The sequence below is a fragment of the Chloroflexota bacterium genome, assembly GCA_016219275.1.
Lineage (GTDB): Bacteria > Chloroflexota > Anaerolineae > UBA4142 > UBA4142 > JACRBM01.
Genome location: JACRBM010000038.1, coordinates 98,274 through 111,009 on the forward strand (window position 1 = coordinate 98,274; position 12,736 = coordinate 111,009).

The window sequence follows — 12,736 nt, forward strand, 5'->3', positions numbered from 1 at the left end:
TTCGCGCATTATCCTTATTTCCCTAGTTTTCCTTCTAACCCGATGTTTCCACAGTTCTTCACTCGACATCTCCGCGCGTGGAGCGCGGTCACACTCATCGCCGCAAGCGCGTGCAACAGTGTCACGCCGGTCGCCGCGCCGACGAACGAGGCACTCACGCTCACGTTTTGGCACGCGCAAACCGGCGTCGCCGCCGCAACGCTCGACGCGTTCGCCGATGATTTTCACAAGGCGAATCCAGGCATCGTCGTGCGCGGCGAAGCCAGACCGAATGACGGCGATCTATTGCGGCAAGGTATCGCCGCGATGGCGCTGAACCAATTACCCGATTTCATCATCGCCAGCGACCGCACGGTTGCCGAGTTTGCGCGCCGCGACGCGCTCGCGCCGCTCGATGGATGGCTGAACGATCCCAGGATTGGGTTGAGCGAAAACGAACGCGCCGATCTCATCCCCGGCTTGCTCGACGCCGGACGCGCATCGAATCAACTCCGCGCCTTTGCTTTCGACGCGCGCACCGTCGTGCTGTGCTACAACGCGAATTTGCTCGTCGCCGCGCGTGCGGACGCGCCGCGCACGTGGGATCAGTTCAGCGCCGCCGCGCGCGCCACGACGCGTGCGAACGCGCACGGCTGGACGATGAAACCAGACGCGCGCGTATTCGACGCGCTGATCCTGGGTCGCGGCGGCAGCGTACTCAACGCTGCGCTAACGCAAGCCCAGTTCGGCGACGCGGCGGGCATGTCGGTTTTGCAAATGATCGTCGCGTTGAATCGCGGCGGCGCGGCAACGTTCGTCGAAACCGAAGCGGCGGCGTTCGACGAGTTCGCACAAGGGCGCGCCACGTTCTTGTTCGTCACGACCGATCAACTGCCTGGGTTGTCCGATGCGCTCGCGCGCACACACGCGACGTTTGGGTTCGGCATCGCGCCCGTACCGCAAACCGACCCGACGCGCCCGGTCGGCGTGGTCTTTGGCTCGCAGATCGCGGTGTTCAAAGCGTCGGATGAACGCGTGCGCGCGGCGTGGCAATTCGCGCGCTGGCTTGTGCAACCGGCGCAAGCCACGCGCTGGACGCAAGCCACCTACGCGTTGCCGACGCGTTTGTCCGCGCGCGCGTCGCTTGCAACCGACCCGAATCTCGTCTTGTTGCGCGGAGCGTGGCACGATCCACTGCCCGCGCTGCGCGCCGCGCCGACGGTCAAAGACGCGCTGTGGATTGACGCCGCCATCGTCGAACTGTGGACGAGCGTCGCGCAGACCGCCGATATCGCCAGCGCGTTGACACGCGCGACGACGCGCGTTAATCGTTTGCTGGGGCAGACTCCCTGAAGCAATTAATCCAAATGAGTTGACCGCTGACCACAAACCGCCGCCAAAACAAAAGCGGTCGGCGGTCAGTGGTCAGCGGTCGTTCGTCAAAGGAACAACCATGTCCACGCGTTATCAAATCGCTCGCCGCGCCGCGCGCGCGGCGGGCAAGGTTCTGCGCGAAAAATTCGAGCACCCGCGCGAGATCAAATTGAAAGGCAGACGCGACATTGTGACCGACGCGGATTACGCCGCCGATCACGCGTTGCGTCAAATCATTCACGCGCAATTTCCCAACGATGCGTTTCTGTCGGAAGAAGATTCGGCAGAGACGCGCGAGCAACTGTGGGCGAACGCACGCGCGGAAAACGGAATCTACCTGTGGATCGCCGATCCGCTCGACGGCACGACGAATTACGCGCACCGCGTTCCGTTCTTTTCGACCTCGCTCGCGCTGTTCCACGCGGATCGCGTGGAACTCGGCGCGGTCTATGATCCACTGCGCGGCGAGTTATTCGCCGCCGCGCGCGGAAAGGGCGCGACGTTGAACGGCAAACCGATTCGCGTGACCGACACGCGCGTGTTCGAAGAAGGCATCGCCGCGACCGAGTGGGCGCGCGCCGCGGCAATTCGCCGACGCACCGCCGATGTGTTCAAACGCACGGTCGTCCGTGCGATGAGCGGACGCGCGCTCGGCAGCGCCGCGCTGTCGCTCTGTTACATCGCGGCGGGACGCTTGAGCACGTACTTTCACTTGTCGCTCTCATCCTGGGATGTCGCCGCCGCCGCGTTGATCGTCGAAGAAGCCGGCGGACGCGTGACTACGCCGGCCGGCGACGCGTGGACGGTGCATTCGCAATCCTATGTCGCGACGAACGGACATCTCCACAAGCAAATGATGCGTTGTTTCAAATGAACGGACGCGAACGAATCACGCGCGCACTACGCGGCGAACTAACCGACCGACTCGCGCGCGGCGAATTTTTCATCGCCGATGATTTCACGCGCGCGTTCCGCACGTTAGATGCCGACGCGCCGATTGCGTGGGAACAGCAGCGCGCGGTGATCGCGCAACTCGATCTCGACATCGCGCCCGTCGCGTTCAGCGAGGGCTGGGGCGCGCTCGAACAACCCGACGCCGACCGCGCGCTCGAACATGTCGCGCGTTGGCGCGCGGCGGAATCGCACTTTATCGTCGCCGTGATGGACGGACCTTTTAGCGCGGCGATTCGCCAACACGGTTTCAACGAAACGATGCACGCGATTCACGGCGCGCCGGAACTGGCGCGCGAGTGGTTTCAACGCGGGGCAGAAGACGCGCGCGTGATCGCGCGCGCGATTCGTGATGCCGGTGCGGATGGCGTCGTGCTGGGCGAGGACATTGCCTACGGCAGTCAAACGTACATCGCGCCGGCGCAACTACGCGAGTTGTACTGGCAAGCGGTCGCGTGGCTCGCGCGCGAAATTCGCGCGGCAGGGCTTGCGGTGTTCTATCACTCGGACGGAAATCTCAACGCAGTGCTCGACGATTTGGTCGCGTGTGGACTCGACGGCTTGCAGGGCTTGGAACCGGGCGCGGGGATGGACGTGGTCGCGACGCGCGCGCGCGTGGGCGCGGCGCTGACGCTGTGGGGCAACCTGAGTTTCGATTTTCTCAGCGCGCCGCGCGCGGACGACGATATTCGCGCACTCATCGCGCGTCTGTCCGGCGATGGACGGCGTTTCATCCTGGGTTCGTGCGGCGGCTTGGTCGCCGGGATGAATGTCGCAACGGTGCGCGAGGTGTATCGCGTGGCGAAAAAAAACTGGGGCGATTGAAATCGCCTCTCCGGGGGTTCCACCGCGCGTCCGCCTGCGCGGACGCGCTTTCGCCCGCGCACTATAGCCCCTTAGCGAAGCGGAGTGGGGGCGGGCGACCAGCCAATGGCTCCCGCGGGGCAATTTCCAATTGCCACAGGTCCGCTCTTGATGCGAGCGGTTTTTTATTTTTGAATGATCGGGAAAAAAGACCACTCTGGTGAAATGGCGACTGGGTCATAGTAACGATGCGCGATGGCGCGCCAGTCCATTCCATCTAACGCGTCGTAGTACGTGCCCCACTGCGGCATGCACGGTTGGTACGGCGACGTCTGGCACTGCGCGACGGTGGCGAGATAATGAATCTCGATGACCTGGGCGTTGCGCCGCATCAAGTAATCCCAGGTTTCGTCCACGGCGGCATCGGTGCGCGGATCGTTCGTGTTGGGGATGTACCGTTGGTCGCACGTATTGTCCACGACTTCCGCGCCGAGCGGGCGCACGCCGCCCAGGTTGACGCGCCACCACGCGAACGATTTGATCGCCAGCGCGCCCGCGCGGAGCGAATTCGGCGCATCGTTTCCCCACGCCGCGTACCACTCGTTCGGCAAAACATTCTTCACGTACGTTTTGAAATCTATCACATCCACGCGTTTCACGGGCATGCCCGCGCTGACCCAATCACCGCAATGAGCATAATCGGTGATGCCAACTTTGATGGTTAACGGCAGAATGTCGTTGGAATAATAGCGCGGCACGCGCGGCGAATTCCCACGCCAATCGAACGGCTGATCACTGGTCAGCGCGCGCGGCAAGCCGGCGACAATCGTTTCATCTTCCAAACCGAGATGAATTGTTAGTGTGCGCGTCACACCAGGATAAAGTAAGGCGTCGCGCATCGTCCACCCACCATAGCCCGGCGCAGTCACGCGAATCGTCGCCAACTCGTACGGTGCTGCGATGGCAAGATTCGCCAACGTAAACGCGCCGCGCGAGTCGGTGAAGGTTTCCGCGCCGGCGGCATTCACGCGCGCGTTCGCAACCGGCGCACCGGTCTGCGCGTCGAGGACGACGCCGGTGATGTGCGCGGTTGGCGATTGCGCGCGCGCGGAGAACGCGAGCGCGAGGAAAAGGATCGTCGCGATACTGCCGGCAAGCACTTGAGCCGGGAATCTTTTTTCTTCGCTCACGCGGTCAAATCCATCACGCGTCCCCAGAAATGTTCCTCGCGCAGCGCGAGTCGCCGGATCGCGCGGCTGGCATCGGCAAACAACGCGCGCTCCTTTTCTTCCGACACACGTTTGAGCACTGCGGCGAACGCCGTCCACTCGTCCGCGAGTTCAGCCATCGTCTCGGCGAGGCGCGCGGCGCGCAACGCGTCGTCGCGCGCTTCCGCCTCACGCAGATACGCGGCGTAAAGTTTGCGAAATGCGCCGCCGCCCGTCCCACGCTTTTCGATGATCTGATAACCGAACCGCGCGCACCACTCCCAGTCCGGCGCGTCCGCCCAATTTTCGAAATCCTCCGCCAATGTTTCCATGCCCATGATCGCGAGGTGCGGCGCGCGGTCGAGATTCATCGCGCGCGCGTTATCGCGCAACGCCGCGCGCGTGGCATCCACGAGCGGCACACGCGGACGCACCGGGCGGATCGCCAGCCAGGTGTCGCGCGCGGGAAACGTCCCGGCGCGTATGTCGAGTGCGGCAAGCAGCGCGTCGTACGCGATGGGTTGCAAGCCGGGGAAATGCGTGTCGGCAAGAAACGCGGTAGCGCGCGCATCGTCATACCCGGCGAGCACAACTCGATGTCCCGGAAACGAAGTGCGCGTTTGATAGTACGGCAACTGATTCAACTCGACCGCGAGCAACACGGGCGTATCGGCGTCCACCCACGCGCGGGCGATCTGCCACAGCATCGCCGGAACTTTCTCCGCGCCGGTTTCGTAATCCAAGCCCAGGTGCGCGCAAAAATCCTGTTCGAGTGTGAGGGTGCGTCCGTGAAATAGGCGCGAGGGCGAGCTGCGCGTGTTGGGGAAATACGCAAACCCCAAGCCGCTGCCTAGACCAAAACACATCGCCTCGCTCAACGCGAGTCCCTGGTAACGCGCGAGATCGCCGAGCGCGGTCGAGCCGCAGTGAACACCGGGAGCGTGGGTAAAATTGGAGATGAGTTTCATTGGCGATTTTCGATTTTTGATTTCGTTGACAGCCCAATCATAAATCAAAAACCAAAAATCGCAAATCCTCATTTGAGTCCGCGCGGTCCGCGCGCCATCTTGACGTGGCATTCTTCGCACTGGGGATAGATCGCATCGCGAAAGGGATTTGATGAACCAAAAAGCCGCCTTTATACAAGGCGGCTTTTTGAACTCCTGGTTTGACCGTTACCCGTCGGACTCGACTAATTCTCTGGGGCTAGTTTTATACCATTGACGTACACGTCGTTCCCCACGATCTTTACCGACGGTGGCTCCTCCAGCGAGAATTGAGTATCTGGGGGTGCGGCATATTTTTTGCCGTTGACGCTGAAGGTTGCTTTGCCATCAGCGGCAATCGTACCCTCCACTTGAACACCATTTTCCAGCGATTGGAAACTGAGACGCTTACTGCCGTCATCCTTCGACGAATCAGAATTGACGCTGCGATGCATCGGCTTGTCGGGTTTCGATGATCCTGGGTTTCCCCATCCCACCACAACGAATGACGGTAAATTGGTACTCGGGTCAATGCCGAGCACGAATTGACTCCCATCCGCATCGGTGAATTGCAGGAAAGTTAGACGGCGCAAGTTGGCGATTTCATCCGGTGGTACCGGATGCTGACTCGCGAATTGGTCATACGTGAGCGCCTTGAGGTCCTTGGCGTTTTTCGCTTTTTCCAGCAACTCCTTTGGATCGCTGACCTGTAGTTTTCTTCCAACTTCGCCCTGTTGTTCCGGTGGTAATGCGTTCACAGCTTGGTAACTTTTTTGCGCGATTTCTGCCGCGTAGGCGGTGTTCGTACTGGTCGGCATAAAAATCATTCCGAACACGAGCGCGATCACCGCGATACTCAAAGCGGCTCCCGCCGCGATAAATGTTCTCCTAAGCATTGTTTCTTTTCCTTTCGAGAATAAACCTGGGTTTGGTTTCTGCCAATACGGTGAAGCGAGCAAGGCGCGTCGCAACTCCGCACGATGATGTTGCATATCAACCGGTTGAATCTCGATTGCTTCCAAAACGCCGTTAGTCGTTTTCGGTTTCATAGGGTCCCCTACTTGGATAATGCGGACTGGCTAAAAAGGTTGCGCGTCCAAGAACTATGGTTCACTCCCATTTCGCCGGGTCATTCGTATTCGCACTTGTTCGGTCCCGCGGGAAAGCAGAGACTTGACCGTGTTCAGATTCTTACCGGTGATCTCGCTAATTTCCGCCAGACTCTTCCCTTCAAAGAAACGCAGAGCAAGAACTTCTTGATAGATCAGTGGAAGCGCGAGAAGATGCTTTTGAGCTTGTTTGAACTTTTCGTTCCGCGCTAGTTCTTCTTCCGCCGCGATCCAGTCCTGTTCGATATCCGACGAGTCAGGCAATTCGAAATTTTGCTGGTCAAAAAGAAAATCCAGAGAAAAGAAACTCCGTTCCTTTCTTCGGTAATACATCTTGATTTCGTTGTTCGCGATCTTGTAGAGCCACGAAGAAAAAGAGAGGTTGCGCCAGGAAAACGTGCGCAGCTTGGTCATCGCTTTGAAGAAGACTTCGGAGGCGATGTCTTGCGCGACTTCGGCGCGGGGCAAGCGGTGAAGAAGATAATTGGAGATTGGGGGGTAATAGATATCGTAAAGTTCACCAAACGCAAGCGGGTTGCTTTTGGCATCTTCAATCAAGCGTTTTTCTGTTTCAAGATCCATAAATCCATTGTTGCTTTGTGAAACATAACGCGTCGTAACAATCACCATACTATACTAATGCAGGAGGCGAGAAAAAGTTGCAGGGGATTACACAGATTTCAGCAAGTGACCGATAAATCGTACATCAAGAATCGCAAATTCTCACTTTAGCCCGCGCGGACCCCGCGCCATCTTGACGTGGCATTCTTCGCACTGGGGATAGATCGCATCGCGAAATTGAAAGCGCGTGCGTTCGTCGCCCGGGCGATGCGCGAGGTGACAATCGGTACACCGGAGAAACGGCGGCGATTCCTGGGGGTCATAGTACTTGTTGTGCATGTGATTCTCGAACCCAGGTCGCTTGAGCGCGTCGAGGTGACACTTGATGCACGCCTCGTTTTGGAGCGGCACGATAATTTTCGCCGGTTGTTGTGCGCTGCCGGTGTAATGCTTGAGCGCGTTCCACCCGGCAAACGCGACGACGACCGCGCGTCCATCGAATCCTTCGCCGACGTGACAATCAATGCACCGCACTTGGTCTTTGCGATGGTGAAACGCGGCGAGGTCGTCTGCCGGTCGTTGCTCGGCGCGCGCATAACGCGTGACGTACTCGACTTCAGGTTGCGTATGGCACGACGCGCAGAAACGATTGTCCTGTTCTTGATACGATACCCAGCCCACCGAGACGGCGAGCGCGGCAATACCAGCAACCACACCGAGCGCGAGAAATCTCCAACGAGTAGATTGCATACAGATCAAATGCAGAGGAGCAGGGGCGCAGAGGAGCAGGGGAGAAATTCTTATTGCTCCTCTGCGCCCCTGCTCCCCCGGAATTTTCTATCCGCGAAACTCGATCACAATCGAGTGCGTCTTGTCCGTGCCGTTCGGAAATGCTTCGCCGAACATGCTTGCTTGTTCCGAGCGCGTTTGCGCCTTGCCGGAATTGGTCGTCACGCGCACAGACAACTGGTGTTTGCCCGGTTTGGGTGCAGGACCCGTCCACTCCCAAATCGTCCACACGTACGGCGACGGTCCACGCGTCAACCTGGTTTCCTGCCAATCACTCCGATCATTCCACACGATCTCAATTTTCGCGATACCCTCCTCGCCGCTGAACGCAATGCCCGAAAGTGTGATCGTCGGCGTCGTGACAATCGCGTTGTCTTGCGGATCGTCAATCCGCGAGTTGGGCAGAATGAACGCGTCGTTCGACCAACCTTGCTTTTCCCAATACCCGCGATACAAACTGTCCACGAGGGTGATCGTTTGAATCCATTTGGGTTGCTTCATTCCATACCGTCCCGGAAACAAACAACGCAACGGCGCGCCGTGCGCAATCGGCAAAGGTTCGCCGTTCATTTCGTAGACGAGTAACGCGTTCGCGTGCATTCCCAGGTCGAGCGGAATGCCGGTGTCCAAACCGTCGTACGCTTCGAGTTTGATGTACTGCGCGCTCGGCTTGACGCCGGCTCGCGCGAGCACATCTTTCAAGCGCACGCCTTTCCACACGCCGTTCGAAATCAATTCACCGCCCACCGAGTTCGAGATACACTCAAGCGTTCGCATCTCGGTCACTGCCGGCATCGCCTTGATGTCGTCGAGCGAAAGCGCGAGTGGTTTATCCACCAGACCGGTAATCGCGAGTTCCCAATCTTTCGGAACTTGGAACGGATCTTGTCCGTACGACACGGTGTAGAATTCCTTGATCGGCGTAATCGGGACTGAGCGCGTGGCAGGAGTCACGCTCGGCGGCGAAACAACTGTGGGCATAACTGGCGATGCGACTGGCGTCGCGGTTGCACGCGCGATTTCCGGCGTGGGCGCGGCGCGCGTCGGCAGTGCGATAGGTTCCGGCGCACGCGTCGCCGTCGCGATTGGCTCGGTCGCGCGTTGGCATGCGGCAAGCGCCGCGCCGCCGGCGCTCAATACCAACAGCCGCACAAAATCGCGGCGCGTCAATTTTTTATTCATCGGATTTGCTCACATTTCATTTGGGTAGCGTAAACACAAAACGACTGCCTTTGCCCGCTTCGCTTTCCGCGCGAATCGTTCCGCCGTGCGTCTCGACAATGCCGCGCGCGATCGCGAGACCCAGCCCCGCGCCGCTTCCATCGCGCGCGCGCGATTTTTCGCCGCGATAGAACGGCTCGAAAATGTGCGGGAGGTCGTTCGGCGCGATGCCTTCGCCGGTGTCCGCGATTTCGACCTGGACACACTGGTCGCGCACGCGCGCACACACCGAAACCGCGCCACCCGCCGGCGTATGTCGAATCGCGTTCTGCAACAGATTCGACAACACGCGTTGCATCTTGAGCGCGTTGATCGGTACGGGATCAACCGACGCATCCACTTGACCTGACAGCGTGACTTGCTTGAGCGCGGCTTGCGCTTGCATCGTCTCCAACGTGTCCGAAATTAAATCGCGCAACGAACCAGGTTCCGTGGTCCAATTCAGCGCGCCCGCGTCGAGTTGCGTCAACTCGAACAGATCGTCCACCAAACGCGACAAACTCTGAATCTCGTTTTGCGCGAGCATCAAATAATGCTTGACCGTTTCCGGTTCCGTCACCACGCCGTCGTTGATCGCCTCGATCATCGCGCGGAGCGAGGTGAGCGGCGTGCGTAAATCGTGCGATACCGCGGCGACGAGCGCGCGCCGCGCGAGTTCGAGTTCCTTTTCGCGCGCCTGCATCGCGCCGAGTTGTTGCGCCATGCGATTGAACGCGTCCGCAACCTGCTCGACTTCATCGCGCGATTGCACGCGCGCGCGCGTCGTCCAATCGCCCGCCGCGATGTTCTCGGCGCTGTCCGCGAGCTGCGCGAGACTGCCGGTGATCGAGCGCGCCATCAATTGACCGAATCCCAGCGCGACAAACGTCGCGAAAAAAAGGAGCACGATCAACAACCCACTGTCGTGCGCGGAGAGAAACATCGGCATCGAAGCGAACAAGATGTTGAGGAGCGTCACGCCAAGACCCAGCGCGAATGTCAGCGCGATCTTTAATTGCACACTCGCGATACCCAGGCGCAAGCCAACGCGGTACGCCGCCCAGCCGAGCGCGAGCGACACCGTTTCGGAAACGAGAAAAATTTGCGCGAGAAAAATCAAATCGTCGCGCGACGCGCCGAGCCAAAACGCCGCGAGCGCCAGCGCGCCGACCGGCGCGAGAATCCACAAGACGACGAACAGCATCCAACCTCTTTACGCAATACGCAATACGCATCACACCGTATTGCAGGGCTTTGTCAAAGTCGCACCTGTCTGTCATTTCGAGCGAAGCGAGAAATCTTTTTGCTGCGCGAACAGAGATTTCTCCTCGCAATAACCGCTCGTCGAAATGACAATGACAAAACCCTGCACAGTATTGCGTATTGCGTATTCTTACCGCTTACCGCTCTCAAACTTGTAGCCGACGCCCCACACGGTTGCCAGGTAACACGGGTTCGCCGCGTCCGCTTCGATTTTTTCGCGCAGTCGCCGCACGTGAACCGTCACGGTGCTCGCATCGCCAAAGAACTCGTACCCCCACACCTTGTCGAGCAGCTGCGCGCGCGTGAACACTTGCCCCGGATGTTGCGCGAGAAAATAGAGTAGATCGAATTCCTTGCTCGTCACGTCCACCGCGCGATCATTCACTTGGACGAGGCGCGTCGTCGGGTCAATCCGCAAATCGCCCAAGGCAATCGTTTTACCCGCGCCATTGTCCGGCGGAGTCGTTACTCGGCGCAACACGTTCTTGACGCGCGCGACGACTTCGCGCGGGCTGAACGGCTTGACGATGTAATCGTCCGCGCCGAGTTCGAGTCCGAGCAAGCGATCCAGTTCGTCGCCTTTCGCGGTCAGCATAATGATCGGCGTTGCGTGTTTCGCGCGAATGCGCTTGAACACGTCGAGACCATCCACTTTGGGCAGCATCAAATCGAGCACGATCAAGTCCGGTGGTTGCGCGTAAAACGCGTCGAGCGCGGCTTGTCCATCGCGCGCGGTCTGCACGCGAAATCCATCGCGCGTGAGGTAAAGCCGCAGAACTTCGACAACTTGGGGTTCGTCGTCTACGACGAGAATGCGTTCGCTACTCATAGTTGTATTTTAGTCGGGAATTCTTGCTTTGCGCTAACGAAACGCTTAAGAAACTGTTAAGAATTTGGTAAGTGACCAGAAAGAGCAAGCGCGTAAACTAGGAACAATTATATCAACTGTCAGGAGCGAAAAATATGAAAACCGCGATCCTGCTCGCGCTCGTCGTCGTCGCGCTCTTGTTCGGCGCGGGCGCGTGGCAAGCCTGGCGCAGGTCAGCGACCGAGGATGTTGCGAAAGCAAAACCAATCGCACCCACCGCTGCCCCGCGCGGACCACTCGCACCGGAGATTGCGAGCAATACCTGGCTGAATTCTGCGCCGCTCGCGCCGAACGACCTGCGCGGTCATGTCGTCGTCGTCGAGTTTTGGACGTTCGGCTGAATCAACTGTCGCAACAAAATCCCTAGTTTGAGGGATTGGCACAACAAATATCACGCGCAAGGTCTCGTCGTGATCGGCGTCCACTCGCCCGAGTTTGGGTACGAGCAGGATGTCGCCAACGTGCAACGCGCGATCAACGAGTTGAACATTCCGTACGCGGTCGCGCTCGATAACGATTTTAGCATCTGGAAAGCGTATAAAGTCTGGGCATGGCCCTCGATGTACATCCTCGACAAGCGCGGAGCGATTCGGTTCACGCATGTCGGCGAAGGCGCGTACGCGGAATCGGAGCGCGTGATTCAAGAATTGTTGAAAGAACCATCATAAATAAGAACTGACGGAGGTACGCGGTTCCGCCAGAAGAGTGTGCGTCAAGTTTTTGGGTGGTGAAAAAACCTTGCGAAGGTTGAACGGCAATCCTATTTGATTCGTCGTCAAAACTTTCGCAAGGTTGAGTGTTCCAAAATTTCGACGGACACCCCCGCCAGATTTTGCGGTTGACGCTTTCCCGGCAACGCTTTATAATCCAGTGACTCGAGCGCGAATCCATCGCTGGGAGGAAGCATGTCTCGCGTGCCACTGCGCCATCGAATCTATGTCGCTTTTGTCACTGGATTTTTTTGGCTCTATTTCCGGCTCTATCACCAATTGCGCGTCGAAGGTCTCGAACATCTTCCCAAGCACGGACCTCTGCTTGTCACCCCCAATCACGTGAGCGTGCTCGAGGTGCTCGCGCTCGGCACGACGATTGCGCGGCAAGACCTTATCCCCGGCATTCACCTCTGGGCGGTCGCCAAACAAGAATTGTTCGTCAATCCGATTCTCGCGTGGTTTGCGCGCGGCATCGGCATGTTTCCGGTGGACCGCGAACGCAGCGACATGTCCGCGATGCGGGCGATGCTCACGGTTTTGCGCGACGGCAATTTGCTCGCGGTCGCGCCTGAAGGCACGCGTAGTCCGACTGGACAGCTTCAGGCGTTCCAACCGGTCATCGCGAAAATCGCGATTACGCGCCGCATCCCGATTCTGCCGGTCGGCGCGACGGGACCCGAACGCGCATTGCCGGTCGGCGCAAAATTTCCGCGCCCGGTTCAAATCACGCTTCGCATCGGTCCGGTCTTTGAACTCGACGAATTCTACGATACCGAGCTAACGCCCGCGCAGACCGACCGCGCGTCCTGGGTCATGCGCGATCACGTCGCGGCGCTGTTGCCAAAGTGGATGCGCGAACTGCCGCCCAATTCCGGACGCCTCGGCGCGCGCAAGTTGTAAAAAACCTTCCAGGTCAAAACCTGGAAGGTTT

The 12,736-nt window shown here is 59.0% G+C and carries 14 protein-coding genes; 6 read left to right on the top strand and 8 right to left on the bottom strand.

The features are described from left to right. Nucleotides 1–42 precede the first annotated feature (42 nt). From HY868_08460 to HY868_08470, 3 genes are all read left to right on the top strand, one after another. Complete coding sequence (locus HY868_08460; GenBank protein ID MBI5302154.1) at nt 43–1,332, top strand: extracellular solute-binding protein; 1,290 nt, start codon at nt 43–45, stop codon at nt 1,330–1,332. Nucleotides 1,333–1,432: 100 nt separating this feature from the next. Continuing rightward, nucleotides 1,433–2,227 carry an inositol monophosphatase gene (locus HY868_08465; protein MBI5302155.1) on the top strand — a complete coding sequence of 265 codons (795 nt, stop codon included), beginning with the start codon at nt 1,433–1,435 and terminating at the stop codon, nt 2,225–2,227. Next, complete coding sequence (locus HY868_08470; protein ID MBI5302156.1) at nt 2,224–3,129, top strand: hypothetical protein; 906 nt, start codon at nt 2,224–2,226, stop codon at nt 3,127–3,129. The genes HY868_08465 and HY868_08470 overlap by 4 nt, the downstream gene beginning before the upstream one ends. Before the next feature lie 164 nt (nt 3,130–3,293). On the opposite strand, the gene HY868_08475 is transcribed toward HY868_08470, so the two are convergent. The 8 genes from HY868_08475 to HY868_08510 form a co-directional block, all read right to left on the bottom strand. Then, nucleotides 3,294–4,298, bottom strand: a complete 1,005-nt coding sequence (locus HY868_08475; protein MBI5302157.1) for a carboxypeptidase regulatory-like domain-containing protein — start codon at nt 4,296–4,298, stop codon at nt 3,294–3,296. After that, a complete protein-coding gene (locus HY868_08480; GenBank protein ID MBI5302158.1) occupies nt 4,295–5,284 on the bottom strand; it encodes a BtrH N-terminal domain-containing protein in 990 nt (329 codons plus the stop codon). Before HY868_08480 ends, HY868_08475 begins: the two co-directional genes overlap by 4 nt. A 224-nt stretch (nt 5,285–5,508) precedes the next feature. Next, on the bottom strand, nt 5,509–6,351 hold the full coding sequence (locus HY868_08485) for a hypothetical protein (GenBank protein ID MBI5302159.1): 843 nt from the start codon (nt 6,349–6,351) through the stop codon (nt 5,509–5,511). Between the two features lie 54 nt (nt 6,352–6,405). Next, nucleotides 6,406–6,993 (bottom strand): sigma-70 family RNA polymerase sigma factor, encoded by a 588-nt coding sequence (locus tag HY868_08490; protein MBI5302160.1) that lies wholly within the window; start codon nt 6,991–6,993, stop codon nt 6,406–6,408. A gap of 141 nt (nt 6,994–7,134) precedes the next feature. After that, nucleotides 7,135–7,722: a hypothetical protein gene (locus HY868_08495; protein MBI5302161.1), complete on the bottom strand. Its 588-nt coding sequence runs from the start codon at nt 7,720–7,722 to the stop codon at nt 7,135–7,137. Nucleotides 7,723–7,809: 87 nt separating this feature from the next. Then, the gene (locus HY868_08500) at nt 7,810–8,943 is read right to left on the bottom strand and encodes a molybdopterin-dependent oxidoreductase (GenBank protein MBI5302162.1); all 1,134 of its coding nucleotides are present in this window, start codon (nt 8,941–8,943) and stop codon (nt 7,810–7,812) included. 16 nt (nt 8,944–8,959) lie between these two features. Further along, nucleotides 8,960–10,165 (bottom strand): HAMP domain-containing histidine kinase, encoded by a 1,206-nt coding sequence (locus HY868_08505; protein MBI5302163.1) that lies wholly within the window; start codon nt 10,163–10,165, stop codon nt 8,960–8,962. A 189-nt stretch (nt 10,166–10,354) separates the two neighbouring features. Next, nucleotides 10,355–11,053, bottom strand: coding sequence for a response regulator transcription factor (locus HY868_08510; protein ID MBI5302164.1), 699 nt, complete (start codon nt 11,051–11,053; stop codon nt 10,355–10,357). Nucleotides 11,054–11,187: 134 nt separating this feature from the next. Here HY868_08510 and HY868_08515 point away from each other — a divergent pair, with 134 nt between their 5' ends. From HY868_08515 to HY868_08525, 3 genes are all read left to right on the top strand, one after another. Continuing rightward, nucleotides 11,188–11,433: a hypothetical protein gene (locus HY868_08515; GenBank protein ID MBI5302165.1), complete on the top strand. Its 246-nt coding sequence runs from the start codon at nt 11,188–11,190 to the stop codon at nt 11,431–11,433. 27 nt (nt 11,434–11,460) lie between these two features. Then, a complete protein-coding gene (locus tag HY868_08520; protein ID MBI5302166.1) occupies nt 11,461–11,760 on the top strand; it encodes a redoxin domain-containing protein in 300 nt (99 codons plus the stop codon). Between the two features lie 237 nt (nt 11,761–11,997). Continuing rightward, nucleotides 11,998–12,705 (top strand): 1-acyl-sn-glycerol-3-phosphate acyltransferase, encoded by a 708-nt coding sequence (locus HY868_08525; protein MBI5302167.1) that lies wholly within the window; start codon nt 11,998–12,000, stop codon nt 12,703–12,705. Nucleotides 12,706–12,736 lie beyond the last annotated feature (31 nt).